Genomic DNA, 24,535 nt, shown 5'->3' on the forward strand with positions numbered 1-24,535 from the left:
CAATGGGGATTGATTAGGACCCGACGGCTGAAAAATCGATTAGCGCGCCTGCAACCAAGGCGTGCTTCTCAGGTTGCATTAGCCGGCGGCTGAGCGGCTCAAGTCGAGGCGAACCGTCACGACGATCGCCTCGTGATCGGCGCTCGGGCTGCCGTCCGGCAACAGCGCCGGCAGGGTGGCCGGCGCGCTTGCCGCAAGACCGCGGGTGAAGAACCAGTCGATGCGGCCGACCGGCGCCGAATCGCCGGCGGCGCGCCGCTGGGTCGGCTGGTCGAGCGTATTGGCATCGCGCCAGCTGTAGCCGCGCTCGGCAAGCACCTGGAACAACGGTTCGTGGCGATCGACCTTGATCAGCCGGTCCGGTTCGGCGGCGACGCGTGCCCGCCATGCAGCCGGATCGTCGTGACGCTCTTCATAGGTCGCGGTCAGCGTGTTGAAGTCGCCGCCGATCAGCACGGGCGCGTCGGCATCGTATCTGTCGATGGCATCGAGCAGGTGTCGTGTCTGGTCGGCCCGGCCGGCGGGGTCGGTGCGGTTCTCGAGATGCACCGAGACGACGGTCACCCGGCGTTCGCCGAGCCGCACCTGGCCGCCGATCGCCATGCGCCCGCCGATGCGCGGCTGGCCGCGCTCAGGCCGGAACCAGCCGCCGGCGGCATCCAGGCGGATGAGGAATGGCCGGTTGAGCGGCACAGCGCTGGTCACGGCGTTGCCGTGAAAACCTTCCTCATTGCAGGCCTCGCCGGCCGCGATCTGCTCCGTCTCGTTGCCGGTCCCCAGCTCGACGAACTCGACGCCGTAGGCAAAGGCATGGCCGAGCCGGTCGGCAAGCCGGCTCAAAGGATGACCGTTGCCGGAGCGGGCCATGCCCTTGTCGACCTCCGTAAGCAGCACCACGTCCGCCGCCTGGGCGGCGATCGTCGCGGCGATCGCTTCGACATGGCGAAGCCGCTCCACATTCCAGGCCATCACCGTCAGGCTTTCACTGGCGCCGTCGCGGGACGTCCTGCCGCCGATCTCGATCTCGCCCAATGCCGGAATGGCCGCGGCGTGGCGCAAATGAGTGGCGCTGTCGCGCGGACCTTCCCGCATCGCCTGGCGTTCGGCCATCGGCACATGGGTCAATTGCGGGACAAGCATGTCATTCATCCAATTGAGCCGGCATCGAATTTAGCCGGGTCTTTACGCCGCTTTTCGGCGCCCTAGCTTCCTAGACCGCCGATATGACGTTTTCATGCCGGCGCGACCGCCGAGGGGGAGGAGAGACTGGCTGTCCACAGGCCGCAAAGCCCACAACAGAACTGTCACATACCTTCTCTAAGAGAGCGGGCAAGGATTTGCACAAAACCTTGTCAAACTGCCACTCAAGAGGGAAAAACCATGACCATCATCAAGCGGGGCCTCGCTGCCCTTGCCGCCGGCGCGCTCAGCACCGCGCTCGCGGCACCCGCGTCTGCAGAGCCGGTGAAATTCGATTTCTGGTTCGGCCTGTCGGGCGATCTCGCGCGCGTCGTCGACACGCTGTGCAAGAACTTCAACGCCTCGCAATCCGACTATGAGGTGGTCTGCACCAGCCAGGGCAATTACGACGCCACGCTGCAGAACACGATCGCCGCCTTCCGCGCCGGCAAACAGCCCACCGTCGTCCAGGTCTATGACGTCGGCACCGCCACCATGATGCTGTCGGGCGCCTACAAGCCCGCGGACAAGCTGATGGAGGAAAACGGCTACAAGATCGACTACAGCGACTATTTCCCCGGCATCGCCCGCTACTACGCGACCTCGAAGGGCGAGATGCTGTCCTTCCCGTTCAACTCGTCGACGGCGCTGATGTACTGGAACAAGGACGCCTTCGCCAAGATCGGCAAGACCGAAGCGCCGAAGACCTGGGAAGACGTCGGCGCCGACCTCAAGGCGCTGAAGGACGCCGGCTATGATTGCCCGATGGCGATCAACATCTCCGGCAATGAAAGCTGGCAATTGATGGAGCAGTTCTCGGCCATTCACAACCAGCCGATCGCCAGCAAGAACAACGGCTATGACGGCCTCGACGCCCGCCTGGAAATGAACAAGACCAAGTTCGTCCAGTACGTCACCGACTTGAAGAAGTGGTATGACGCGGGCCTGATCAAGATCAAGTCGAAGGACCTCGGCCAGGACATGGTGCAGGCCTTCGCCACCGGCACCTGCCAGGTCATCATGACCTCGGTCGGCGACCACGGCACGGTCGGCAAGACCCAGAAGGAAGGCATGAAGTGGGATGTCGCCGAGCTGCCCGTCTATGCCGGCACCGAGCGCAAGAACTCGCTGGTGGGCGGCGCTTCGCTATGGGTGCTGTCCGGCAAATCGGACGCCGAATACAAGGGCGCGGCCGCCTTCCTCAACTTCATCCACGATCCCAAGACCGCCCTGTTCTGGTCGACCAACACCGGCTACATTCCGGTGACGAAGTCGGGCTTCGAGTACATGAAGTCCAGCGGCTTCTATGACAAGGCGCCCTACAAGGGCCGTGAGGTGGCAATCGAAAGCCTCACCGCCTCGGAACCGACCGAGATCACCCGCGGCATCCGTCTCGGCAACTTCACCCAGATCCGCGCCGAGTTCGGCACGCAGATGCAGGCGATCTTCGCCAACAAGGAAAGCGTGCAGGACGGCATCGACGCGCTGGTCAAGAACGGCGACGCGATCCTCGACCGCTTCCAGCAGACCTATCCGAACAAGACGCTGCCCTGATTTCAAGCGTTGCCAGGCCGCCCGGCGACATCGACGGGCGGCCATCTCACATAGGTTCTTGATCGCGCATGTCTTTGTCCCGAAACCGGTTCCCACTTTCGGGAGACATGCTTTAGTCTGTTCACGGCAAGGCGGGCTGGCGGTTCAACGGCGTCAGCGGATCGATGGAAAAACGCGTCACTTTCGGCAAATGGACGATCGGCATCCTGTTCGCGGTGCCGCAGCTGATCCTGATCTTCACCTTCTTCTATTGGCCGGCCGGACAAGCGGTCTACTGGTCGCTGACGCTGCAGCAGCCCTGGGGCGGCGGCAACATCTGGGTCGGGCTCGACAATTTCCGCTCGATCCTCGCCAACGCCGACTACTGGAACTCGATCACCGCCAGCCTGACCTTTGCCGCGATCAGCACCGGTCTTGCGATGGTCATCGCGCTGGTGCTCGCCACCCTGACCGACCGCCAGCTTGCCGGCTCGCGTCTTTACCGTGTCGTGCTGATCTGGCCCTATGGCATTGCAGCACCCGCGCTGGCGCTGGCGTTCCGCTTCATCCTGGCCCCGGAAGCCGGTTTCATGGCCGCCGTCAACAAGTTCTGGCCGGGCTTCTGGGACCCCGGCCTCAACGGCGCCGACGCCATGGCTTCCGTCATCGTCGCGTTCTCCTGGAAATATGTCGGCTATAATTTCATCTTCTTCCTCGCCGCCCTGCAGGCGATCCCGCGCTCGCTGATCGAGGCGGCGGCGATGGACGGCTCAGGCGTCATCCGGCGGTTCTGGGACATCCAGTTCCCGCTGATCACGCCGACGATCTTCTTCCTTCTGGTCATCAACATCACCGAGAGCTTCCAGGACTCCTTCGGCATCGTCGACATCATGACCGCCGGCGGCCCGGCGAACGCCACCAACCTGATGGTCTACAAGATCTATTCCGACGGCTTCAGGGGCCTCGACTACTCAGGTGCGGCCGCGCAGAGCATCATCCTGATGCTGCTCATCATCCTGCTCACCATCGTCCAGTTCCGCTTCATCGAGCGGCGCGTGCATTATCGCTGAGGCGGCCATGGTCGAGCGCACCCCGATCCTCAACTTCTTCACCCATGTGATTTTGTTCGCCGGCTTCGTTTTCTGCGTGGCACCGTTCGTCATCGTGGCGATCGCGGCGTCGCACAATCTCAAGGACGTCAACGACGTGCCGATGTCGCTGCTGCCGGGCAGCGACTTCTGGGTCAACATCAAGACCGCCTGGACGACGGCCGACCTCGGACCGAAACTGTTCAATAGCTTCGTCATGGCGGCGGGGGTCGCCGCTGGCAAAGTGATCATCTCGGCGCTCACCGCCTTCTCGATCGTCTATTTCCGCTATCCCGGGCGGATGCTGATCTTCTGGCTGATCTTCGTCACGCTGATGCTGCCGCTCGAGGTGCGCATCGTGCCGACCTACGCGGTGGTCGCCAACGTGCTTTCGCCCTATCAGGCGATCATGGACGTGACCGGCATCAGCTGGCTGATCGAGAAGATTTCCGGCGTGCAAGTCTCGCTGAGCCTCGGGTTGCTCAACTCCTATACCGGCCTGATCATGCCGCTGATCGCCACCGCCACCGGCACCTTCCTCTACCGCCAGTTCTTCCTGACGGTGCCGGACGAGCTGACGGAAGCCGCGCGAATGGACGGCGCCGGCGCGCTGCGCTTCTTCGTCGACATCCTGTTGCCGCTGTCCCGCAACAACATGGCGGCGCTCGGCACCATCATGTTCCTGTGGGCCTGGAACCAGTATGTGTGGCCGCTGCTCATCACCACGGATCAGTCGCATGCGACGGCGGTGACAGAGCTGAAGCAGCTCATCCCCAACGTCGGCGGCGCGCCGGAATGGCATATCGCCATGGCCGGCACGCTGATCGTCATGCTGCCGCCGCTGATCGTCGTGGTGCTGATGCAGCGCTGGTTCGTGCGCGGCCTGATCGCCACCGAAAAATAGGGAGACACAAAAAATGGCCTCCATCACCATCCGCGACGTCAGGAAGAGCTATGCCAAGATGCAGGTCGTGCATGGCGTCAATCTCGACATCAGGTCCGGCGAGTTCGTCGTCATCCTCGGGCCGTCAGGCTGCGGCAAGTCCACGCTGCTCAGGATGATCGCGGGGCTGGAAGAAATTTCCGACGGCACGATCGCCATCGACGGCGCGGTGGTGAACAGGCTCGAGCCGCGCGAGCGCGGTTGCGCCATGGTGTTCCAGAACTACGCGCTCTACCCGCATATGAGCGTTGCTCAGAATATCGGTTATTCGCTGAAGGTGGCCGGGGTTCCTGCCGCCGAGCGCACGCAACGCATCCAGGCCGTCGCCCGCATCCTGGAGCTCGAGCACCTGCTCGACCGCAAGCCGATGGCGCTTTCCGGCGGCCAGCGCCAGCGCGTCGCCATGGGCCGCGCCATGATCCGCGAGCCCAAGGTCTTCCTCTTCGACGAGCCGCTCTCCAACCTCGACGCCAAGCTGCGCGTTCAGATGCGCTCGGAAATCCGCAAGCTGCACCGGCGGCTCAACGCCACCTCGGTCTTCGTCACGCACGACCAGGTCGAGGCGATGACGCTGGCCGACCGGCTGGTGGTGATGAATGGCGGCTGCGTCGAGCAGGTCGGCACGCCGGCGGAAGTCTACAGCCGGCCGGCGAGCCGCTTCGTGGCGACCTTCGTGGGCGCGCCGGCGATGAACATGCTTGAAGGCACGGTCGCGCTCGACGGCGTGTCGTTGCTTGGCGGCAGCCGCAAGCTCAACGTGTCGCGCGCTGGCCTGCCCGTGGGCTCGAAGGTGGCCGTCGGGGTCCGGCCGGAGGCCGTGCGCATGGTGGCGCCGGGCACGCCCGGCGCGCTCGATGCAACGGTCGACCTCGTCGAGGAACTCGGCGCCGGCCGGGTCGTCTATGTCGATCTCGACGGCGCTTCGTTCTCGGTGGTGACCTCCGAGACCGTGCATCCCGAACCGGGCAGCGCCGTCGGCCTGCAGTTCGCCGAGAGCGACCTGCACTTCTTCTCGTCCGAGACCGGAGGCCGGCTCGACGTGTTCAAGGCTTCGGTGCCGGAGGCTGCGCTGTAAGCGCCTTTTTGGTTGGCTGCACTGTCCCTTGCAAGATCGATAGAGGGTTCGCGCGATGAAGATCATCCAGGTGACCGACGTCCATCTCGGCCGTCGGGGTGAAGTCCGCTTCGGCGCGGACCTGCATGAGCGGCTCGACCGCTGCATCGACCACATCAATCAGCGCCACAGCGATGCGACGCTCTGCGTCTTCACCGGTGACCTGACCGACGACGGCGAGGCCGAGAGCTATGCCGACCTGAAGGTGGCGCTGAGCCGGCTCACCGTGCCGTACCGGCTGCTGCCCGGAAACCACGACCGGCGCGCCAATCTCGTCGCCGCCTTCCCCGAAAACGGAACCGACGGCAACGGCTTCGTGCAATCGGCATTCGATACGCCTGAGGGCCGGCTGGTCTTCCTCGACAGCCTGGCGCAAGGCCGGGTCACCGGCGAGTTGTGCGACAAGCGGCTCGCCTGGCTGGATGCGCGGCTCGCCGAGGCCGCAGGCAAGCCTGCCTATCTCTTCCTGCACCATCCGCCGCTGGAACTCGGCCTGACGATTCTCGATCCGCTCGGCCTCGAGCAACCGCAGCGGCTGCTAGACGTGCTGACGCGCCGCGGCAATGTCCGCTACCTCTTCTTCGGCCATGTTCATCGCGACATCGCCGGCACGGTCGCCGGCATTCCGTTCTCGGCGCAACGCGGCCTGCATGCCCGCTTCATGCTCGACCTTGTCGGCGACGAGGTGGTCGAGCAGGCGCCGCCCGCCTATTCGATCATCCTGATCGATGGGCAGCGCGTTGTCGTGCACAGCCATGATTTTCTGGAGAGCTGGCCGCTGTGGTCGCCGCAGACAGGCGAGCGCGTACGGTAGAGAGCCGCCTGCGGTTCAGGCGAACACGTGCGCCTTGCCGGTGACTGTGAGGCGCACGATCTCGCCGACGGACGGGGCATCCATGCCTGTCTTGCGCAGGATGAGCGGCGTGTTGCCGATCGCGGCGGCATCCGGCGGATCGGGACTGTTGAGCAGCCGCACCGCGACGGTGCAGACCGAGCCGGCGAATTCGGAGTCCGTCACTTCGCCGAACAGCATCTCCGGCGTTCCCGACATGCCCTCGCGCGACGTCCGCTTGAGCAGCACCTGCTCGGGTCTCAGCATGATGCGGGCGACGTCGCGCCGCTCGGCGGTGTCGACGGCGATGCGGCCGAGGGGCGAGATGGCGAAGCCGTCGGCGATCCTGGCCGGCACGATGATGGCGTCGCCGAGGAACTCGGCAACCATCCTGTCCTTGGGCTGGAAATAGAGCTCGCGCGGCGTGCCGACCTGCGAGAAAAGCCCGTCGCGCATGACGGCCACCTGGCTGGCGAAGGACAGCGCCTCGGCCTGGTCGTGGGTGACCAGGATGGTGGTGATGCCCGCCTCCTCGAGAAGCTCAGCCACGGCCTTGCGCATCGAGGCGCGCAGGCCGGTGTCGAGCGCCGAGAACGGCTCGTCGAGCAGCATCAGCCTGGGCTTCATGGCCATGGCGCGGGCAAGCGCCACGCGCTGCTGCTGGCCGCCGGAAAGCTCGTGCGGCCGGCGCTTCAGGATCGCCTTGTCCAGCCCGACGATATAGGCGAGCTCGACAATGTGCTCGGCGCGCTTGTCGGCATTTCGAGGCATGCCGAAGCCGATATTGTCGGCGATGGTGAGATGCGGGAACAGCGCGCCGTCCTGGGCCACCACGCCGATGCCGCGGCGATGCGCCGGCACGGCCGCGCCGCCATTGGCGAGCACCTTGCCGTCGAGCGCGATGCGGCCGCTGTCAGGCGCCTCGAAGCCGGCGATCAGCCTCAGCAAGGTGGTCTTGCCGCAGCCGGATGGGCCGACGATCGCGGTGCGGCTGCCGCTTTCGACGGTGAGGTCGACGCCGGCGAGCGCCGCCAGCTTGCCGTAGTATTTCACCACGCCGTTGAGTTCGAGGAAGCTCATCGTCCCGCCATCCGCTTCGACTGGACATAGAGCACCCACGTCATCGGCAGCGACATCGCCACCATGATCAGCGCATAGGGCGCGGCGGAGGCGTAGTCGATCTCGCCGCTATAGGACCAGAACGCCATCGCCAGCGTGCGGGTGCCGTTCGGCGCCAGCATCTGGGTGGCGGTCAGTTCATTGGTGATGCCGAGCGCAACCATCGCCATGCCGGCCGCCGCACCCGGCGCCGACAAGCGGATCGTCGTCGACCACAGCGCCTTGAGCGGTGGCCGGCCGAGGCTCGAGGCGGCGCGTTCGAGCTCCACCGGCGCCTGCGCGATCGAGGCGCGCAGGCTGACCAGCGCGCGCGGCAGGAACATCAGCGAATAGCCGAAAAGGATGGTGAAGAGCGTCTGATAGAGCGGCAAGGCGATGCGCACGGTGATGGTCACCAGCGCCAGCGCGACCACCACGCCGGGGAGCGAGCCGACGATGTAGTTGCAACTCTCGAGCAGGCGCTGCAGGCGGCCGGGCGCGCGGATCGAGATCCAGGCCATCGGCATCGCCGCAATCGTGGCAAGCAGCGCGCCGGCGACGGCGAGGAACAGCGTCTGGCCGAGCGCCAGGCCGATCTCGTCCCAGCGCCAGACGTCCGCGCCGCCTGCGAGCAGCCAGCGGCCGACGGTCACAAAGGGAACACCGAGCGCCAGCAGCGCGGTGACGGCGGGCAGCAGCAGGCAAGGCAGCGTGGCGCGACCGAGCCGGGCGCGCTGCTGCTTGCGCGCGGCGCCGGAGCCGACGCGCGCGTAACGCTCCTCACCGCGCACGATCACCTCCACGGCGAGCAGCACGAAGCAGCAGGCGACCAGGACGGCGGCAAGCATGTTGGCAGCCGGGCCGTTGAAGGTCGACTGGAACTGGTCGACGATCGCCGTGGTGAAGGTGTCGAAGCGGATGAAGACATAGAGGCCGTATTCGGCAAGCAGATGCAGGCCGACCAGCAACGAACCGCCGCAGATGGCCAGCCGCAATTGCGGCAGCACGACGCGCGCGAAGACCCGCCACGGGCCAAGGCCAAGTGCGGCAGCGGCATCCTCCAGTGCCGGGTCGAGACGGCGCAGCGCCGCCGAGATCGGCAGATAGAGGAAAGGGAAATAGGCGATGACGGAGACCAGCACGCCGGCCCACAGCCCGTGCAGGCCAGGCACCAGGCTGATCCAGGCGTAGCTGTGGACGAAGGCCGGGATGGCCAGCGGCGCCACCGACAGCCACGACCACAGCCGGTTGCCGGGCAGGTCTGAGCGCTCGGTCAGCCAGGCGAGCGCCACGGACAGCACGACGGCGATCGGGACGGTCACGACGACGAGCAGGATGGTGTCGACCAAAAGCTCGCCGACGCGCTGCCGGAAGATCAGCGCGATCACGGTTTCCCAGCCGGTCTGGATCGCGGTCCAGACGATGAAGGCGAGCGGCAGCAGCGCGATCAGCGAGATGAGGGCGGCGGCAAGCGTGATCCACGACGCGGACCGTCGGTCCCGCTTTGCGGCAGCCGGCAGGCCTGAAGGCGTGAGGTCGATCGCGGATGCCATCAGAGGCAATGCTTCGCCAGGCTCGACGGACGAAGGCGATCCAATGAACCGCTGATGCGGCCGGAAAGGCAGCTGATCGTCATCGACGAGGCCATCTCCAAAACAAAAACGCCCCCGCGGAAAGCGAATTCCCGCAGGAGCACGGTCGGTTGTCCTTTTAGGACGAACGCGGACTAAAGCAAGCCGGCTTGCGTCATCAGGTCGATGACCTTCTTGGAGTTCAGCGTCGCCGGATCGACTTTTGGCGCCTGCAGGTCGGCCAGCGGCACCAGCTTCGGGTTGGACTCGGCACCCTTGCCGACCGCGTATTCATACGACGTGCCGTTCTTCAGCACCTCCTGGCCGCGCTTGCCGGTGACCCACTTCAGGAACGCCTGCGCTTCCTTCGGATGCTTGCTCGAAGCCAGCACGCCGCCGCCGGAGATCGACACGAAGGCGCCCGGATCCTCGTTCTTGAAATAATGCAGGCCGACATTCTTGCTGTTCTCGCCGGTCTTGGCCTGATCGCCGAAATAGTAATAGTGGTAGATCACACCGCCTTCGATCTCGCCGGCATTGACCGCCTTCATCACCGTGCTGTTGCCCTTGTAGGCGGTGAAGTTCTCTTTCATGGCTTTGAGCCAGTCGGCGGTCGCGGCATCACCCTTGAGCTGGAGCAGGGCGCTGACGATGGCCTGGAAATCGGCGCCCGCCTGCGAGGCCGCCCAGCGGCCCTTCCAGCTCGGATCGGCAAGGTCGAGCAGCGACTTGGGCAACTGGTCTTCCTTGAGCTTGTCCTTGTTGTAGACAAAGACGGTGCTGCGCGCGGCGACGCCCACCCATTTGCCGCTCGAGGGCTGGTATTCCTTCGGCACCTGGGCGAGCGTATCGGCGTCGACCGGCGCGAACAGGCCGGCCGCCTCGACAAGCGTCATCGCCGGCGAGTTCTCGGTCAGGAACACGTCGGCCGGGGAGGCAGCGCCTTCGGCGACGATCTGGTTGGAGAAGTCGCTGTCGCCGCCATTTCGAAGCGTCACCTTGATGCCGGTTTCCTTGGTGAAGCCGGCTGCCCATTCCTTGGCAAGGCTCTCATGCTGGGCATTGTAGACGATGATGCCGGCATTCTCGGCCAGGGCCGGCGCGGCGACCAGGCTGGCTGTCAATGCAACAGCGCCGGCAAGGGTGGAAAGTGCATATTTCATGGCATGGTCCTTGATCTTGGTGATCCGCCCCGGGATACGGCTGCACCTACCAATACCTGATAGCAATAGTCAACATTGTGAAGGTGGCTCATTCCGTCGCGGAGGCGTGAATGCCAACGCCGGGCGGACAATTCCATGTGAATTGGGTGCCGTGGGATCCTGCGAAGCGCCTAGAGCATGATGCCGAAAAGTGGGAACCGGTTTTCGGACGACTTTCTCTTCGATTTAGAGCCGGATTCAGATTTCAGGTCGATTCGACCTGAAATCATCCGGCTCTGGCGATACTCGATGGCCATTCGTGGTTTCAAGCCGAGCAATCTCCGGTCGCACGGAGCCCGCAATGCCAGGTCCCGTGCGGCGGAGTTGCCGGGCGAATGCGGTCAGAGCCGTTCGGCTCGCACTTTCAGGATCTGGTACAGCAGCTCTCGAATGCGCCGCCAGATCGTCAATGGCCTGGGCATGGCCGCCTCCTGTTCGTGCGATCCTTGAGCCGCGGTTCAGATCAGCTGCGCGGTGAGCGCCACTCCGACCAGCGAGGTGCCGATCCCTGCCGCGCGGATGGCCGCCGGCCGGCTCCGCAACGTCAGGGCGGCCAGCACCCCGGTGGCGTGCAAGGCCGAGGTGCTGGCCAGGAAACCGATCGCATAGGCCATGCCACCGACCATCTCCGGAATCTCGAGACCATGGGCGTTGCCGTGGAAGAGGCCGAAGAGCGCCGCCAGCGTTGCGGCGAAGGCAGGTGGAACAGGCTTGGCGAGCGCGACCATGGCGCCGAAGACCACCAGAGACAGCGCGATCCCTGACTCCAGCGATAGCAGGCCGATGCCGGCGGTCCCAAGCACGGCTCCCGCGACCATCGCCGCAACGAAGCACGCCGGCACGAGGATGGCGGACCTGCCGCCTGTCCGCGCCGCAATGACGCCGACCGCCAGCATTGCAAGCAGGTGGTCGATGCCGGCCAGCGGGTGTTGAAGGCCGCTCAGAAGTCCGTGGACATGAGAGCCGCCGCTGTGAGCGAAGGCCAGTGACGGCATGAGAGCCGCCGCGGCGGCAGGAGCAAGCCTGGTGAGGATCGAAAGCATTCTGTTCATGGGTCTGAACCTGTCTGAGAGGGGTGGGTCCGGGTCAAAGCCGGGGTTCAATGTCCGGGCATGGCGATTTCGGCTGCCGCGGACCTGTCGGTCAGAAGCCGTGCCTCGTTGAAATCCAGAGGCCGCTGGCCCTTGCCGTCGTGGTAGACGAATGCCAGGTGCCGCCGGTGCGACGTCAGCTTCGCGGGCAGCGGGTTGTAGGCCACGCCGGCGCCGCCGATCAGCGGCATCACGGCACCGACATCGACGATATCCTGTGTCTCGACCCGCAGCAGGTGCAGCCGCCTGCCGTCGGCGGTTTCGCCGAGGAAAGGAATGCCGGCGAGCCGCAGGAAGCTGGATGGATCGGGTGCCCGCGCGAACCCGTCGAGAAAGGCCGTCTCGACGAGATCAAGATCGGTTGCGCGCGGGTCGGCCGGCTCGGGCGCATGCTCGTGCGGCAAATGCGGCGTCTGCCACTGCAACGGTTTGCCTGCCGGCCCGTTGTGGCCGACGGGGTGCGGATGGTGATGGTGGCCGATCGGGCCGTGATGGTGGTGGCCGTCGCCATGATCATGGCTGTGGTGACGATGATCATCGTGCATGGTTAAAAGCTCGTCGGCTTGTCGATGATGGATCGGTGCTTGCCCAGCGTGCCATGGGCGACCATCGAGCCGAGCGCCTCGACGACGACCCGCACACCGAACAGCGCGGTGATGTCCGAGGTGTCGTATGGCGGCGAAACCTCGACCACCTCCAGCCCGCAAATGCCGGGCGCCGAGACCAGCCCGAGCAGCTTCAGCGCCTCGCGCGGCAGGAAGCCGCCGGGCTCGGGCCAGCCCGTGCCCGGGACGAAACCGCAGTCGACGCTGTCGACGTCGAAGGAAATGTAGACGGCGTCGGCGTCCTTCCACGCCAACTCGAGCGCGATCTCCGCCGTCTTCTCCAGCCCCATCTGCTCGATGTCCGAAATCGTCAGCACGTTGGTACCGCGCTTCCTGGCCTCGGCCACGCCATAGCGGGGCACCTGCCAGCCGCCGATGCCAAGCTGCACCAGATTGGTGGCCGAGACGTTCGGCAGGTTGGTCGCCCAATACCAGGGCGTGGTGTGCATGCGCTCGTCGAGATCCTTTTCCTGGATGTCGATGTGGCGGTCGAAATGGATGATGCCGATGCGTTTCGAGGTGACGTCGGCGATGCCGCGCACGCAGGGGAACCCGATCGAATGATCGCCGCCCAGCATGATCGGCAGCGCGCCCGAGGAGGCGACGTGGCTGACGCCCTTGGTGATCTGGTCGAAGCTCTTTTCGAGATTGGCCGGAATGGTGAAGACGTCGCCGGCGTCGCACAGCGTCATCTGCTCGCGCAGGTCGACACCAAGCTCGTAGTTGTAAGGCGTGTAGAGCGCCGAGATGCGGCGGATGCCCTGCGGCCCGAAACGGGTTCCCGGACGGTAGGTTGTGCCGCTGTCGAAGGGAATGCCCATGACTGCAGCGTCATATCGGCCGACATCGCGGACATTCTCGACATAGGGTGCCTTGAGGAAGGTGTTGATGCCGGCGAAATGCGGCAGCTCGCCGCGCGCGAAGGTCGGGATTGACTTGTCGGTGATCGAATCCGATCCCGGCAAACCCATGTCCAGCGCCCATTTCTGTTCCTTGCGCCAGCCGTCCTCGGGCAGCTTTCCTTCCGCTTCGATGGACTTCCAGCCCTGCATGTCGCGGATCTCGAAATTGGGATGATGCAAGCGCTGGCGCGGCTGGCGATCAAACAGCCCGGCCCGGCGGTGCCGGCGCGCTGGAATGTCTCTGTGCATGAAAAACCTCCGTTACGACGCCGTCGTCGCGATTGCGCTGTCCAGTCGGGTCGTCCCGACCATCGCGGCCACTTCGGCCACGTCTCGTGCGGAAGCTCGGCTCTTGCGGTCGAGCTTCAGATCGTAGGTGATCGTCGCGCCGTAGGCGGACGGAAACTGGGGATCGTGGCGCACCTTGTCGAAGACAAGCACACGGGTCCCGAGCTTGAAGGCCTCGCCGATGTCGTGGGTGACCATGACCACGGTCATGCCATGCTCGTCCCACAGCTCGATGAGCAATTCGTGCATTTCGGCGCGGATGCCAGGATCGAGCGCCCCGAACGGCTCGTCGAGAAGCAGGATCTGCGGCCGGCCGAGCAGGGTCTGGGCGATCGCCAGCCGCTGCTGCATGCCGCCGGAGAGCGAAGCCGGATAGAGGTCGCGCGCATGAGCCAGGCCGACGCGCTCCAGCATGGTTTCGGCCTGCTGCCTCGCGCTTCTGCGGCTGGCGCCGAAGACACGGCCGAAAGGTCCGCCGGAGCGGAAGTCCTCCACCAGCAGCAGGTTCTGCAGCGCGGTCAGATGCGGAAATACTGAGTAGCGCTGGAAGACGATGCCACGCTGCGGCGTCGGTTCCGGCACGATCGGCCGATCTCCGATGACGACCACGCCGCCGCTCTGCCGCTCCTGGCCGAGCAGGATGCGCAGGAAGGTCGATTTCCCGCAGCCGCTGGCGCCGACCAGCGACAGGAATTCGCCAGGCTCGGCGGTGACGCTCACGCGCTCCAGCACGCGGGCGTCGCCGTAGCTCTTTTCCAGGCCGTGGACGACGATGCGGCTCATTTGCCGGACCCCGGATGAGCCCAGGGGGAAACCACGCGCGAGAGCCGCGCGAGCAGCCAGTCGGTGGCGACGGCGAGCAGCGTTATCCAGGCGACGTAGGGCAGGATGACGTCCATCGACAGGTAGCGCCTGACAAGGAAGATGCGGTAGCCCAGCCCCTCGGTCGAGGCGATGGCCTCCGCCGCGATCAGAAACAGCCAGGCCGGTCCGAGCGCCAGCCGCACGCAGGTGATGAGGCGCGGCATGGTTTGCGGCAGCACCAGCCTCAGGACCATGGTCCAGCTGTTGCCGCCGAGTGTCTGTGCCTTGGCGATGAGCTCGGGCGGCAGTTCCATGACCCGGTTGGCGATGTCGCGCACCATGACCGGCGCCACGCCAATGGCGATCAAGGTGATCTTGGCCGTTTCGCCGAGGCCGAGCGCGATGAACAGGATCGGCAACAGCGCCAGGGGCGGGATGACGCAGACAACGGTGACGAAGGGCAGGAGAAAGGCCCTGACGCGCGGGATGAAGCCGATGGCGATGCCCAGCAGCAGCGCCGCCAGCGTCGCCAAGCCGACGCCCGCGAACAGCCTGACGAGGCTGGCATAAGTGTCGGCCCACAGGATCAGGTCGCCGGAGCGCTTGTCCGGCACGGTCGCCAGTTCGAAGAACGCCGACCACATCTGTGCCGGGGACGGCAGCAGCTTGTCGTTGGCGTTGACGGCCAGGCGTTGCGCCGAAGTGGACAGATAGGCCACGGCAACGGCCGCGAAGGGCAGCGTGCCGAGCAACACCGCTCCGCCGCGCGAGACCGTGGCGTTGATCAGGCGAAGCCGTGTCTTCGGCGTGCCGGGGGGCGGGCTGGCTGCGTTCGCGCCTGCCCCGGTCTGCACGGCACCGGTTCCTCTGGCCAGCATGACGATCCGTCCTAGAGCGTTCCGGCCGCCGCCTCCGCCATGAAGGCCGGGTCGAACCGCAGCTTGATGTTGCCGGCATCGCCCAGCGTAGAGCCGTCGGGGAAGCTCATGCCGATCACGTCGACAGTGGGCGCATTGGTGCCCAGAATGCCGTGGCTGAACAGGAAGTTGCGGACGAGATCCATCGTCTTGGGCAATTCGGCGCCCTTGGTGAACTCGACCGCCTTGGCCGGCTCGAAGAACATCGCCGTCGAGGCGAGCTGGGCATCGAAGCCGGCAAGATCGGTGCCGGATGCCTTGGCCATCTCTTCCTTGGCCGCTTTGCCTTCGGGCGTGCCGGAGGTCATCAGGCCCATCGCTTCATACCATGCGCCGACGAGCGCCTTGCCGAGCGCCGGATTGTCCTTCAGCGTCGCGGTGTTGACGACCATCAGGTCGATGATCTCGCCGGGGATCTGCGTCGAATCGAACACCTTGTGGGCACCCGGCATGGCGACGATTTCCGAAACCAGCGGATTCCAGGTGACAACCGAGGTGACGTCGCCAGTGCCATAGGCGGCGACCATGTCGGCATCGGAGGTGTTGACCACGGTGATGTCCTTCTCGGCGAGCCCGACCGTATCCAGCGCGCGTGCCAGCAAGTAGTGAGAGACCGAGAGCTCGACGAGATTGACCTTCTGGCCGGCAATGCCCTTGAGCGCGGTCTTGTCCTTGAGGATGACGGCATCGTTGCCGTTGGAGAAGTCGCCGACGATCAGCGCGGTGGTGTCGACACCACCGCCGGCGGGGATCGACAGCGCGTCCATATTGGTCATCGCGCAACCGTCAAAGCCGCCGGCAGTGTACTGGTTGATGCTCTCGACGTAGTCGTTGATGCGGGTGATCTCGACATCGATGCCGTATTTGTCGGCCCATTTCTTCATGATGCCGCTGTCGGCGAGATAGCCCCACGGCATCCAGCCGACATAGATCGACCAGCAGATCTTGAAGTCTTTCTTGGGCGCCGCTTGCGCGGCCGGGATCAAGGGAAGGCTGAGTGACGCGGCCAGGATGATTGCAGCCAGCTTGCGAAGCATTGCGTGCCCCTGTTTGCGGTCCGGATTGCGTCCGGACTTTGTTGGGGGTTCACGGAGCGCGCATCCGGGAGAGGTTCGCGCCAGCAAACCCGTGCAGGGTTCTCCCGGGATTTTGGCCCGCCGTGTTCCGCCGGATGCCTCAATGCATCCATGGCGGTTGCGTCTCTCGGACCAGCACCGTGATCGGCACGGCCGGAACCCTAGACGCTCTGCACGCCAGGTACGAAGCAAGGGCCATGCCAATCTGAAAAGCGGCGGCCTGGGGCTGTTTTCCCGGATTCTGAAGGCGACCGCGGTATGCCTATGGCGCAAAAATCATCAGTGCCGCCGAAATAAGCAGCATCGTGTCGTGCGACCGTCTCGGATGTTGCATGGGACCGCGCCTCTTCGCGAAATTTGAAAAGGCGCTCGGCGGTCGCCGCAAACTTTCGTGATTTTCCGGTACTTTGGCTTGGACATTATTTCGCCGGCCACGTAACAAACCGGGGCCGAGACGCGAACATCGGGGGTAAACTTCTTGTGACCGGCAAGGACGAGGCCGAACTTTCCCGGCTGCTCAGGGCCGCGATCGCGGGAGACGAAAGGGCTTATGCCGACTTTCTGCACCGGACAGCCGCTCTCGTTCGCGGCTTCGTCCGGCGCAAGATCGTTCAGGGCGGGGTCGACCCCGAGGATGTCGTGCAGGAAACCTTGCTGGCCATTCACGTCAAACGTCACACCTGGCGCGAGGATGCGCCGGTGCTGCCATGGGTCTATGCGATTGCCCGCTTCAAGCTGATCGACGCGTTCCGCAGGCGCGGGCGTCGGATCGAGATCGAGATCGACGAGATCGCCGAGACTTTCGCCGAGCCGGAGGTCGAGACAGTCAGCGAGCGCGACATAAACCGGGCGCTCGACGGCCTGCCGCCGGCGCAGCGCTCCGTGGTCTCGGCGATTTCGGTCGATGGCCGCTCGATCGGCGAGACGGCAGCGAAGCTCGGCGTCAGCGAGACCGCGGTGCGCGTGTCGCTGCATCGCGGCCTTGCCGCGATCGCCAAAAGGTTCGGACGGCAGTGACATGAGAACCGAGGATCTCATCAAGGCGCTCGACGCCGACGCCCGCAGCAAGGAGATGCCGCTGGCGTCGGCCTGGTGGGTGGCCTTCGGTGCCGCGGCGGTTGTCGCGGCGGCGGCCTTCTTCATGACCATCGGCCCGCGCCCCGACATCATGCCGGCCATGCACACCATGCGCTTCCTTTCCAAATTCGTCTTCACGCTGGCGCTTGCCGCCAGCGCCTTTGCCCTGATTCGCGTCCTGTCGACGCCCGGCGCATCGGCGGCCCGGGCGTCCGCCTGGATGGTCGTTGCGCCGTTGCTGGTTGGCGTTGCCGTCGTTCTGGAACTGTTTGCCGTGCCCTCCGCTGAATGGGGCAGGCGCCTCGTCGGCTCCAATTGGTACATCTGCCTGACTTTCATCCCGCTGATCGGCATCGGTCCGCTCGCCGTCTTTCTCGCGGCGTTGCGTCACGGCGCGCCGACGCGGCCGGTGCTGGCCGGCGCGGTTGCAGGCTTGCTATCGGGCGGCTTGGCGGCGACCTTCTATGCCGCGCACTGCTTCGACGATTCGCCGCTGTTCGTGGCCACCTGGTACACGATCGCCGTCGCCATCCTCGCGATGCTCGGCGCCGTAGGCGGGCGGCTTTTCGTCCGCTGGTAGGTTCGCACACCGATCCTTAATCATGCCGGCAATTGTTTGCCGGTTAGCGGTGCGGCCGCTGCCGCCCATGCAACCATTCCTTAAAATCGATTCTACAGGGTTGTGGCGGCGTGCAGTTGCGCACTGGGTGGGATCGCATTGTGGCGTGGTTGAGTTGGAAAGGTCCGCGGGCTGGCAAAAGCGCCGTGCCCGTCTTGATGACAGCCGGCATCGTTGCCGTGGCGGCATCGATCTTGTCACCGGGCTTTCAGCTCAGCGTCGAGGCCCTCAGGCTGGGCCTGCAGCTGTCGATGGCCGTCGTCGGGGCGTCGCTTTTCCTTTTCGCACTGTTCGTTGGGCGGATTGCGGATGACCATCGGCAGATCGCCGAGAGCGAGCAGCGCTTCCGGCGCGCGATGGAGGATTCGGCGATCGGCGTCGCCATCGTCGGCCTGGACGGCCGCATCCTCCAGACCAATCCCGCCTTCGCCGCGATGCTCGGTTACAGCCGGGCGGAAATCGAGGCGCTCACCTTCTTCCAGATCACGCATCCCGATGATCTGCAGATCGGCCGCGAGACGATGATCGCGCTGAAGGAGGGAAAGATCGATTCCTTCCATTTCGAGAAGCGCTACCTCAGGAAGGACGGCACTCCGGTCTGGGCGCAGCTTGCCGGGTCGGTCATCCGCGAAGAGGAGACCCGTCGCCCGCTCTATCTCGTGTCGCAGATCGAGGACATCGATGCGCGCAAACAGGCCGAAGCGCGCGTCGCCGAAGCCGAAACGCGCTGGAACTTCGCGCTGACCAGCGCCGGGCAGGGCGTCTGGAGCCTCGACATGCGCAAGGGCGGCACGACCTACTCCGAAACCTGGGTGAGGATGCTCGGCTATGACGATGGCGAGCTGGATGGCGATCCCGACCTCTGGCTGACGATGATCCACCCGGACGACCGCGGGCGCGTCGCCGAGGCGGACCGGGTGCATCTCGCCGACGAGACGCCGTTCTTCGAGGCCGAGTTCCGGATGCGCCACAAGGACGGCCACTGGGTCTGGATCCTCGACCGCGGCAAGGCGATCGAGCGCGACGGCGAGGGCCGACTGATCCGGGCCATCGGCAGCCTGACCGACATCACCGAGCGCAAGGAAGCCGAAGAACGTCTCAAGGTCTCGGCGGCCATGCTGGCCGATGAGAAGGAACGGCTCAGGGTGACGCTGCAGTCGATCGGCGACGCGGTGATCTGCACCGATGCCGCCAACCGCATCACCTTCATGAACCCGGTCGCCGAAAAGCTGACCGGCGTTGCCGCCGGCGAAGCGCTGGGCAAGGGGCTCGGCCATGTCTATTGGGCGGTCGACGAGGAAACAGGGCAGAGGATCGGCCTGACGCAGCCTTCCGCCGGCGACCGCCACCATTGCGACCAGAACGCCCGCGCCGTGCTCGTCCGGCGCGACGACACGCGCTGCAGCATCCGCCAAATGGTGTCGCCGATCATCAACGACCGCAACGAGTTCTGCGGGCTCGTGATCGTCTTCCAGGATTTCACCGACGCGCGCGCCTTGCAGCGTCAGCTGGCCTATGCCGCGGCCCATGACGCGCTGACCGGGCTCGCCAACCGTTCGAGCTTCATCCGCACGATGGAGGAGCTGGTCGATCAGTGCCGTCCCGACGGCGGCGAGCACCAGTTCATGTTCGTCGACCTCGATCATTTCAAGGCGGTCAACGATACCGGCGGGCATGCCGCCGGCGATGCGCTGCTGAAGCGCGTCGCGGACGCCATCCGCAACGTGCTCGGGCCGGAGGATATCGTCGCCCGCCTTGGCGGCGACGAGTTCGCCGTCATCCTGAAATCGGGCGCATCAGCGCGGGCCGAGATCGCGGCGCGCTCGATCATCGATGCTATCCGCAACCTGAATTTCAGCTGGGATGGCCGCTCGCATTCGATCGGCGCCAGCATCGGGCTCGCACCGATCCGCGCCGGTTGCGGCGAGGTGGACGAGATCATCGCCCGGGCGGACGCCGCCTGCTATGCGGCCAAGGCAGCCGGAAGGGGTTGCGTTTCGGCGGCTCCGGACGACGTCGCGAAAGACGAGGCGGCGCCTCTAGCGCTTGCCGCGGCATCCTGAGCGCCGAAAGCGCCAGGGCGTTCCATCGTTCACGGAAACGACGAACCGCTCTATCGCTTTGCTCTCTTTGTTTTCACGCAATTCCGGACGGAAAACCGTTTCACACTTTTCCCGGAAATTGCTCTGGTCAGCGAGGGATCAGCGCGTCGGCACCGGGTGGTCGCCGCGATAGTCGTAGAAGCCGCGGCCGGTCTTGCGGCCGAGCCAGCCGGCCTCGACATATTTGACCAGCAGCGGGCAGGGGCGATACTTCGAGTCCGACAGGCCCTCATGCAGCACCTGCATGATCGACAGGCAGGTGTCGAGGCCGATGAAATCGGCAAGCTGCAGCGGGCCCATCGGATGATTGGCGCCGAGCCGCATGGCGGTGTCGATGGCGTCGACCGTGCCGACGCCCTCGTAGAGCGTATAGATCGCCTCGTTGATCATCGGCAGCAGGATGCGGTTGACGATGAAGGCCGGGAAATCCTCCGAGACGGTGATCGTCTTGTCGAGCTGCTTCACGAACGTCTTGGCCGCCTCGAAGGTCTGGTCCTCGGTGGCGATGCCGCGTACCAGCTCGACCAGCTTCATCACCGGCACCGGGTTCATGAAATGTATGCCGATGAAGCGCTCCGGCCGGTCGGTCTGGGCGGCGAGCCGGGTGATCGAGATCGACGAGGTATTGGTCGCCAGGATCGCTTCCGGATTGAGCTGCGGACAGAGCTGCGCATAGATCTTGCGCTTGACCGTCTCGTCCTCCGTCGCCGCCTCGATCACGAGATCGGCGGCGGCGAGATCGGCCATGGCGTCGGCCGACGAAATGCGCGCCATCGCCTCGTTGCGCGCCTTCTCCTCGAGCTTCCCGGAACCGACCTGGCGGGCCATGTTGCCGCTGATGGTGGCAATGCCCTTCTCGATCCGGTCTGACGAGAGGTCATGGATCAGAACCTTGTAGCCGGCCAGCGCAGAGACATGGGCGATACCGCCACCCATTTGGCCCGCGCCGACAATACCGATCGTCTCGATCTTGCTCATTACCCCGATCCCGTCTGAAGCCTCTCCGCTTCTGCGAAACATGGAGACGCTTCCTTTTGTTTCTCACAATTCCGGACGGAAGACCGCTAGGCACTTTTCCCGGAATTGCTTTTTTAAGCCATGGCGGCCTGCTTTTTGTGCAGTGCAAACTAAAAGGGCGGGGCGACTTCGTCTACCCCACCCTTCGGATTTTAATATGCCGGAGTTGATGACGTCAAAGCGCCTTTTGCAGCTCCGGCAGGATGACGAAGAGATCGCCGACGAGACCGTAGTCGGCAACCTGGAAGATCGGCGCTTCCTCGTCCTTGTTGATGGCGACGATGACCTTCGAATCCTTCATGCCGGCCAGATGCTGGATGGCGCCGGAAATGCCGACGGCGATGTAGAGATCGGGGGCGACCACCTTGCCGGTCTGGCCGACCTGCCAGTCGTTGGGGGCGTAACCGGCGTCTACCGCGGCACGCGAGGCACCGACGGCGGCGCCGAGCTTGTCGGCGACGGGCAGGATCACTTCCTGGAACTTCTCCGACGAGCCCAAAGCGCGGCCGCCCGAGATGATGATCTTGGCCGAGGTCAGCTCCGGACGGTCGGTCTCCGAGAGCTTGTTCTCGACGAAAGTGGAGAGGCCCGGATTGGCCGCGGCGCCAACAGTCTCAACCGAGGTCGACCCGCCCTCGGCGGCTGCCTGGAAGGAGGCGGTACGCACGGTGATCACCTTCTTGGCGTCGGTCGACTGCACGGTCTGGATGGCGTTGCCGGCATAGATCGGTCGCTTGAAGGTGTCGGGCGAGACCACCTCGATGATCTCCGACACCTGCGCGACATCGAGCAGCGCGGCGACGCGCGGCGCGACGTTCTTGCCCGACGAGGTCGCCGGGGCAATGATCGTGTCGTAGGAACCAGCCAGCGCGACCACGAGCGCGGCCAGCGGCTCCGCCAGGCGCTCGGCCAGCTCGTCGGCCTCGGCCAGCAGCACCTTGCGAACGCCCTTCAGCTTGGCGGCGGCGTCGGCGGCGGCCTTGGCGCCCTTGCCGGCGACCAGCACGTCGACGTCCGAGCCGATCTGGAGGGCCGCCGACAGCGCCTTGGCGGTCTGGTCGGAAAGGCTTGCGTTGTCGTGTTCGGCGATGAGGAGAATTGCCATTTTTCTTGTCCTTTCCCGATCCCTTACAGAACGCCGGCTTCGTTCTTGAGCTTCTCGACCAGCTCGGCGACGCTCTTGACCTTGACGCCCGCCTTGCGGCCGCCGGGCTCCTCGGTCTTGATCACCTTGAGACGCGGCTTGACGTCGGCGCCGTAGTCGGCAGGGCTCTTCTCGTCGAGCGGCTTCTTCTTGGCCTTCATGATGTTTGGCAGCGAGGCATAGCGCGGCTGGTTGAGGCGGAGGTCGGCGGTCACGATCGCCGGCATCTTCAGCTCCACCGTCTGCAGACCGCCGTCGACCTCGCGCGTCACCTTGGCATGATCGCCGGCGAGCTCAACCTTGGAGGCGAAGGTGCCCTGAGCCCAGCCAAGCAGCGCCGCCAGCATCTGGCCGGTCTGATTGCTATCGTCGTCGATCGCCTGCTTGCCGAGGATGACGAGTCCCGGCTTCTCGGCCTCGACCACGCCCTTCAGCACCTTGGCGACGCCGAGCGGCTCGGTCTGCTCGTCGGTCTTGACTAGGATGGCGCGGTCGGCGCCCATGGCGAGCGCGGTGCGGAGCGTCTCCTGCGCCTGCTGCGGGCCGATCGAGACGACGATGATCTCCTCGGCCTTGCCGGCTTCCTTGATCCGGATCGCTTCCTCGACCGCGATCTCGTCGAACGGGTTCATCGCCATCTTGACGTTGGCAAGCTCGACGCCCAGCCCATCGGCTTTCACCCGGACCTTGACGTTCGCATCCACAACCCGCTTCACGGGCACAAGGATCTTCATTTTCCTGTCACCTCTCCTGAGATCGTCGGGCGCGCTATAGCAGCGTGCGCCTTGTCAGAGTTGTCGAAAGCCGACATTCCGGGGCGGATTATCCGCCCGGTGTGGTGGCGTTTCCGTAGTGGCGGCGATCCGGCGCGTCAATATGCATGGCGCATTCAAATCGGTTCAGTCCTGAGGCGACGCGGCTCCGCGGCCCCACTGCGGCGCCGGCCTCGCCGGGGTTTCGTGACTTGCGCCAGGCTCGGTCGGGACGGGCGCCTGCTCAACCGTCGGCGTGGGGCTCGGCTCGCCGTCGGCGCCGGCAAGCAGCGGCACGCCGCGGCTGCGCAGGACTAGCACCAGGACGGATCCCGCGATGATGCCGCCGATATGGCAGGCCCAGGAAATCTGGTCCTCGCCGCCCGCGGCAAACATCACGATCTGGAACAGGATCCAGAGGATGAGCGGGATGAAGGCGGGAATGCGCAGCGGAATGCGCGCAAAGGCCAATACCCACACCTTAACCCTCGGATAGAGGATCAGGTAGGCGGCGACCACGCCGGCGATGGCGCCCGAGGCGCCGATCAGCGGCACCTGCGAATCCCAGCCTACCAAGCCTTGAACGAACGCGCCCGCCGCCGCGCAGGCGAGATAGAAGATCAGGTAGCGAACATGTCCGAGCGCATCCTCGACATTGTCGCCGAACACCCACAGGAACAGCATGTTGCCGCCGAGATGGAAGATATCGGCATGCAGGAAGGAATAGGTGAGATAGCTGAGGCTTTCGGGAATGATGACGAATTCGGGCGACAGCTCGACCTTGTCATGGACGACGGACGGGATGAAGCCGAGGCCAAGCACCGCGGCGTTGGTGAAGTTCTCGCCGCCGAGGGTGGTCGCGAGATAGACCAGGGCATTCGCCGCGATAAGGCCGATCGTCACATATTGCAGGCGGATGTGGCGCAGCCTGTTGGTGTCGTAGAGCGGGATAAACATCGGATCCTCCCGCCATACCTGATTGTCAGCGGTTCTTGCCGGGCACCCATAGCACGTCGGCGTTTCCATTGTCATTGACTGCTCGCGCGGCGACGAACAGGAAGTCCGAGACGCGGTTGATGTATTTCAGCGCCTCGCGATTGACGTGCTCGGCCGGGTCCTGCGCCAGCGCCACCATGACGCGCTCGGCGCGCCGCGCCACCGTGCGCGCCAGATGCAGGGCGGCCGCGGCCGGCGAGCCGCCGTTCAGCACGAAGGACTTCAGCGGCTGCAGGTCCTTGTTGAGAAGATCGATGTCCTTTTCGACGCGCCCTGTCTGCGCCGCCACGATGCGCAGCGGCTCATAGTCGAGCGGCTTGCCCTCGTCCGGCACCGCCAGGTCGGCGCCAAGGTCGAAAAGGTCGTTCTGGATGCGCGACAGCATGGTGTCGATCGCAGGGTGCTCCACTTCGGTGTGGAGACGCGCCATGCCGATGCAGGCATTGGCCTCGTCCACCGTGCCGTAGGCTTCGACGCGCAGATCGGACTTCAGCCGCCGCTCGCCGCTGCCGAGGCCGGTTGTGCCGTCGTCGCCGGTGCGGGTGTAGATCTTGTTGAGCTTGACCACGCCTCACCTCCTTGCAG

General features: G+C 65.1%; 23 protein-coding genes and 1 riboswitch. Of the genes, 8 read left to right on the forward strand and 15 right to left on the reverse strand.

Going from position 1 to position 24,535, the window contains the following annotated elements; all coding sequences use genetic code 11:
* Nucleotides 1-78: 78 nt before the first annotated feature.
* Entirely contained in the window at nucleotides 79-1,140 is a 1,062-nt protein-coding gene (locus tag EN853_RS01715) for an endonuclease/exonuclease/phosphatase family protein (protein ID WP_127857628.1), read from the reverse strand.
* A gap of 240 nt (nucleotides 1,141-1,380) precedes the next feature.
* Here EN853_RS01715 and EN853_RS01720 point away from each other — a divergent pair, with 240 nt between their 5' ends.
* From EN853_RS01720 to EN853_RS01740, 5 genes are all read left to right on the forward strand, one after another.
* Entirely contained in the window at nucleotides 1,381-2,733 is a 1,353-nt protein-coding gene (locus EN853_RS01720) for an extracellular solute-binding protein (protein ID WP_127857543.1), read from the forward strand.
* A 164-nt stretch (nucleotides 2,734-2,897) separates the two neighbouring features.
* Nucleotides 2,898-3,782 (forward strand): ABC transporter permease subunit, encoded by an 885-nt coding sequence (locus tag EN853_RS01725; RefSeq protein WP_127857544.1) that lies wholly within the window; start codon nucleotides 2,898-2,900, stop codon nucleotides 3,780-3,782.
* Nucleotides 3,783-3,789: 7 nt separating this feature from the next.
* On the forward strand, nucleotides 3,790-4,704 hold the full coding sequence (locus tag EN853_RS01730; RefSeq protein ID WP_127857545.1) for an ABC transporter permease subunit: 915 nt from the start codon (nucleotides 3,790-3,792) through the stop codon (nucleotides 4,702-4,704).
* Between the two features lie 13 nt (nucleotides 4,705-4,717).
* A complete protein-coding gene (ugpC, locus tag EN853_RS01735) occupies nucleotides 4,718-5,818 on the forward strand; it encodes a sn-glycerol-3-phosphate ABC transporter ATP-binding protein UgpC (protein WP_127857546.1) in 1,101 nt (366 codons plus the stop codon).
* Nucleotides 5,819-5,873: 55 nt separating this feature from the next.
* Nucleotides 5,874-6,671, forward strand: a complete 798-nt coding sequence (locus EN853_RS01740) for a phosphodiesterase (RefSeq protein ID WP_127857547.1) — start codon at nucleotides 5,874-5,876, stop codon at nucleotides 6,669-6,671.
* 15 nt (nucleotides 6,672-6,686) lie between these two features.
* On the opposite strand, the gene EN853_RS01745 is transcribed toward EN853_RS01740, so the two are convergent.
* The 9 genes from EN853_RS01745 to EN853_RS01790 form a co-directional block, all read right to left on the reverse strand.
* The gene (locus EN853_RS01745; protein WP_127857548.1) at nucleotides 6,687-7,769 is read right to left on the reverse strand and encodes an ABC transporter ATP-binding protein; all 1,083 of its coding nucleotides are present in this window, start codon (nucleotides 7,767-7,769) and stop codon (nucleotides 6,687-6,689) included.
* Nucleotides 7,766-9,340, reverse strand: coding sequence for an iron ABC transporter permease (locus tag EN853_RS01750; RefSeq protein WP_127857549.1), 1,575 nt, complete (start codon nucleotides 9,338-9,340; stop codon nucleotides 7,766-7,768). The genes EN853_RS01745 and EN853_RS01750 overlap by 4 nt, the downstream gene beginning before the upstream one ends.
* 173 nt (nucleotides 9,341-9,513) lie before the next feature.
* Nucleotides 9,514-10,521: an iron ABC transporter substrate-binding protein gene (locus tag EN853_RS01755; RefSeq protein WP_127857550.1), complete on the reverse strand. Its 1,008-nt coding sequence runs from the start codon at nucleotides 10,519-10,521 to the stop codon at nucleotides 9,514-9,516.
* A 497-nt stretch (nucleotides 10,522-11,018) separates the two neighbouring features.
* Entirely contained in the window at nucleotides 11,019-11,612 is a 594-nt protein-coding gene (locus tag EN853_RS01765; protein WP_127857552.1) for a HupE/UreJ family protein, read from the reverse strand.
* Between the two features lie 47 nt (nucleotides 11,613-11,659).
* Complete coding sequence (locus EN853_RS01770; RefSeq protein WP_127857553.1) at nucleotides 11,660-12,196, reverse strand: hypothetical protein; 537 nt, start codon at nucleotides 12,194-12,196, stop codon at nucleotides 11,660-11,662.
* A gap of 2 nt (nucleotides 12,197-12,198) precedes the next feature.
* The gene (locus tag EN853_RS01775) at nucleotides 12,199-13,407 is read right to left on the reverse strand and encodes an agmatinase family protein (protein ID WP_127857554.1); all 1,209 of its coding nucleotides are present in this window, start codon (nucleotides 13,405-13,407) and stop codon (nucleotides 12,199-12,201) included.
* Between the two features lie 12 nt (nucleotides 13,408-13,419).
* The gene (locus EN853_RS01780) at nucleotides 13,420-14,229 is read right to left on the reverse strand and encodes an ATP-binding cassette domain-containing protein (protein WP_127857555.1); all 810 of its coding nucleotides are present in this window, start codon (nucleotides 14,227-14,229) and stop codon (nucleotides 13,420-13,422) included.
* Complete coding sequence (locus EN853_RS01785; RefSeq protein ID WP_245516790.1) at nucleotides 14,226-15,128, reverse strand: ABC transporter permease subunit; 903 nt, start codon at nucleotides 15,126-15,128, stop codon at nucleotides 14,226-14,228. The genes EN853_RS01780 and EN853_RS01785 overlap by 4 nt, the downstream gene beginning before the upstream one ends.
* A gap of 11 nt (nucleotides 15,129-15,139) precedes the next feature.
* The gene (locus EN853_RS01790) at nucleotides 15,140-16,204 is read right to left on the reverse strand and encodes a putative urea ABC transporter substrate-binding protein (RefSeq protein WP_127857556.1); all 1,065 of its coding nucleotides are present in this window, start codon (nucleotides 16,202-16,204) and stop codon (nucleotides 15,140-15,142) included.
* Nucleotides 16,205-16,303: 99 nt separating this feature from the next.
* Nucleotides 16,304-16,419, reverse strand: a riboswitch (guanidine-I (ykkC/yxkD leader).
* A gap of 304 nt (nucleotides 16,420-16,723) precedes the next feature.
* Here EN853_RS01790 and EN853_RS01795 point away from each other — a divergent pair.
* From EN853_RS01795 to EN853_RS01805, 3 genes are all read left to right on the forward strand, one after another.
* Nucleotides 16,724-17,260, forward strand: a complete 537-nt coding sequence (locus EN853_RS01795; RefSeq protein WP_127857557.1) for a sigma-70 family RNA polymerase sigma factor — start codon at nucleotides 16,724-16,726, stop codon at nucleotides 17,258-17,260.
* Between the two features lies 1 nt (nucleotide 17,261).
* Nucleotides 17,262-17,900, forward strand: a complete 639-nt coding sequence (locus EN853_RS01800; RefSeq protein ID WP_127857558.1) for an NrsF family protein — start codon at nucleotides 17,262-17,264, stop codon at nucleotides 17,898-17,900.
* 185 nt (nucleotides 17,901-18,085) lie between these two features.
* Nucleotides 18,086-20,002, forward strand: a complete 1,917-nt coding sequence (locus tag EN853_RS01805) for a PAS domain S-box protein (RefSeq protein WP_245516791.1) — start codon at nucleotides 18,086-18,088, stop codon at nucleotides 20,000-20,002.
* A gap of 138 nt (nucleotides 20,003-20,140) precedes the next feature.
* Here the strand turns inward: EN853_RS01805 and EN853_RS01810 are convergent, their stop codons facing one another.
* The 5 genes from EN853_RS01810 to EN853_RS01830 all read right to left on the reverse strand — a co-directional run bounded on the left by EN853_RS01810 (nucleotide 20,141) and on the right by EN853_RS01830 (nucleotide 24,518).
* Nucleotides 20,141-21,019, reverse strand: coding sequence for a 3-hydroxybutyryl-CoA dehydrogenase (locus EN853_RS01810; RefSeq protein WP_127857559.1), 879 nt, complete (start codon nucleotides 21,017-21,019; stop codon nucleotides 20,141-20,143).
* Between the two features lie 214 nt (nucleotides 21,020-21,233).
* The gene (locus tag EN853_RS01815; RefSeq protein WP_127857560.1) at nucleotides 21,234-22,163 is read right to left on the reverse strand and encodes an electron transfer flavoprotein subunit alpha/FixB family protein; all 930 of its coding nucleotides are present in this window, start codon (nucleotides 22,161-22,163) and stop codon (nucleotides 21,234-21,236) included.
* 23 nt (nucleotides 22,164-22,186) lie between these two features.
* Nucleotides 22,187-22,936, reverse strand: coding sequence for an electron transfer flavoprotein subunit beta/FixA family protein (locus tag EN853_RS01820; protein WP_040989245.1), 750 nt, complete (start codon nucleotides 22,934-22,936; stop codon nucleotides 22,187-22,189).
* A gap of 165 nt (nucleotides 22,937-23,101) precedes the next feature.
* On the reverse strand, nucleotides 23,102-23,911 hold the full coding sequence (locus tag EN853_RS01825; protein ID WP_127857561.1) for a rhomboid family intramembrane serine protease: 810 nt from the start codon (nucleotides 23,909-23,911) through the stop codon (nucleotides 23,102-23,104).
* Nucleotides 23,912-23,936: 25 nt separating this feature from the next.
* Nucleotides 23,937-24,518: a cob(I)yrinic acid a,c-diamide adenosyltransferase gene (locus tag EN853_RS01830; protein ID WP_127857562.1), complete on the reverse strand. Its 582-nt coding sequence runs from the start codon at nucleotides 24,516-24,518 to the stop codon at nucleotides 23,937-23,939.
* Nucleotides 24,519-24,535: the final 17 nt, after the last annotated feature.

Source organism: Mesorhizobium sp. M1C.F.Ca.ET.210.01.1.1, from assembly GCF_004791585.1.
In the GTDB taxonomy this organism is placed as follows: domain Bacteria; phylum Pseudomonadota; class Alphaproteobacteria; order Rhizobiales; family Rhizobiaceae; genus Mesorhizobium.

What these genes read in the sequence shown, in the direction of transcription:
- EN853_RS01825 (WP_127857561.1), bottom strand. Translation starts at nt 23,911, where the DNA reads ATGTTTATCCCGCTCTACGACACCAACAGGCTGCGCCACATCCGCCTG.
- EN853_RS01790 (WP_127857556.1), bottom strand. Translation starts at nt 16,204, where the DNA reads ATGCTTCGCAAGCTGGCTGCAATCATCCTGGCCGCGTCACTCAGCCTT.
- EN853_RS01730 (WP_127857545.1), top strand. Translation starts at nt 3,790, where the DNA reads ATGGTCGAGCGCACCCCGATCCTCAACTTCTTCACCCATGTGATTTTG.
- EN853_RS01785 (WP_245516790.1), bottom strand. Translation starts at nt 15,128, where the DNA reads ATGCTGGCCAGAGGAACCGGTGCCGTGCAGACCGGGGCAGGCGCGAAC.
- EN853_RS01800 (WP_127857558.1), top strand. Translation starts at nt 17,262, where the DNA reads ATGAGAACCGAGGATCTCATCAAGGCGCTCGACGCCGACGCCCGCAGC.
- EN853_RS01765 (WP_127857552.1), bottom strand. Translation starts at nt 11,612, where the DNA reads ATGAACAGAATGCTTTCGATCCTCACCAGGCTTGCTCCTGCCGCCGCG.
- EN853_RS01750 (WP_127857549.1), bottom strand. Translation starts at nt 9,340, where the DNA reads ATGGCATCCGCGATCGACCTCACGCCTTCAGGCCTGCCGGCTGCCGCA.
- EN853_RS01775 (WP_127857554.1), bottom strand. Translation starts at nt 13,407, where the DNA reads ATGCACAGAGACATTCCAGCGCGCCGGCACCGCCGGGCCGGGCTGTTT.
- EN853_RS01715 (WP_127857628.1), bottom strand. Translation starts at nt 1,140, where the DNA reads ATGCTTGTCCCGCAATTGACCCATGTGCCGATGGCCGAACGCCAGGCG.
- EN853_RS01740 (WP_127857547.1), top strand. Translation starts at nt 5,874, where the DNA reads ATGAAGATCATCCAGGTGACCGACGTCCATCTCGGCCGTCGGGGTGAA.
- EN853_RS01725 (WP_127857544.1), top strand. Translation starts at nt 2,898, where the DNA reads ATGGAAAAACGCGTCACTTTCGGCAAATGGACGATCGGCATCCTGTTC.
- EN853_RS01745 (WP_127857548.1), bottom strand. Translation starts at nt 7,769, where the DNA reads ATGAGCTTCCTCGAACTCAACGGCGTGGTGAAATACTACGGCAAGCTG.
- EN853_RS01810 (WP_127857559.1), bottom strand. Translation starts at nt 21,019, where the DNA reads ATGAGCAAGATCGAGACGATCGGTATTGTCGGCGCGGGCCAAATGGGT.
- EN853_RS01720 (WP_127857543.1), top strand. Translation starts at nt 1,381, where the DNA reads ATGACCATCATCAAGCGGGGCCTCGCTGCCCTTGCCGCCGGCGCGCTC.
- EN853_RS01755 (WP_127857550.1), bottom strand. Translation starts at nt 10,521, where the DNA reads ATGAAATATGCACTTTCCACCCTTGCCGGCGCTGTTGCATTGACAGCC.
- EN853_RS01820 (WP_040989245.1), bottom strand. Translation starts at nt 22,936, where the DNA reads ATGAAGATCCTTGTGCCCGTGAAGCGGGTTGTGGATGCGAACGTCAAG.
- EN853_RS01815 (WP_127857560.1), bottom strand. Translation starts at nt 22,163, where the DNA reads ATGGCAATTCTCCTCATCGCCGAACACGACAACGCAAGCCTTTCCGAC.
- EN853_RS01770 (WP_127857553.1), bottom strand. Translation starts at nt 12,196, where the DNA reads ATGCACGATGATCATCGTCACCACAGCCATGATCATGGCGACGGCCAC.
- EN853_RS01780 (WP_127857555.1), bottom strand. Translation starts at nt 14,229, where the DNA reads ATGAGCCGCATCGTCGTCCACGGCCTGGAAAAGAGCTACGGCGACGCC.
- ugpC (WP_127857546.1), top strand. Translation starts at nt 4,718, where the DNA reads ATGGCCTCCATCACCATCCGCGACGTCAGGAAGAGCTATGCCAAGATG.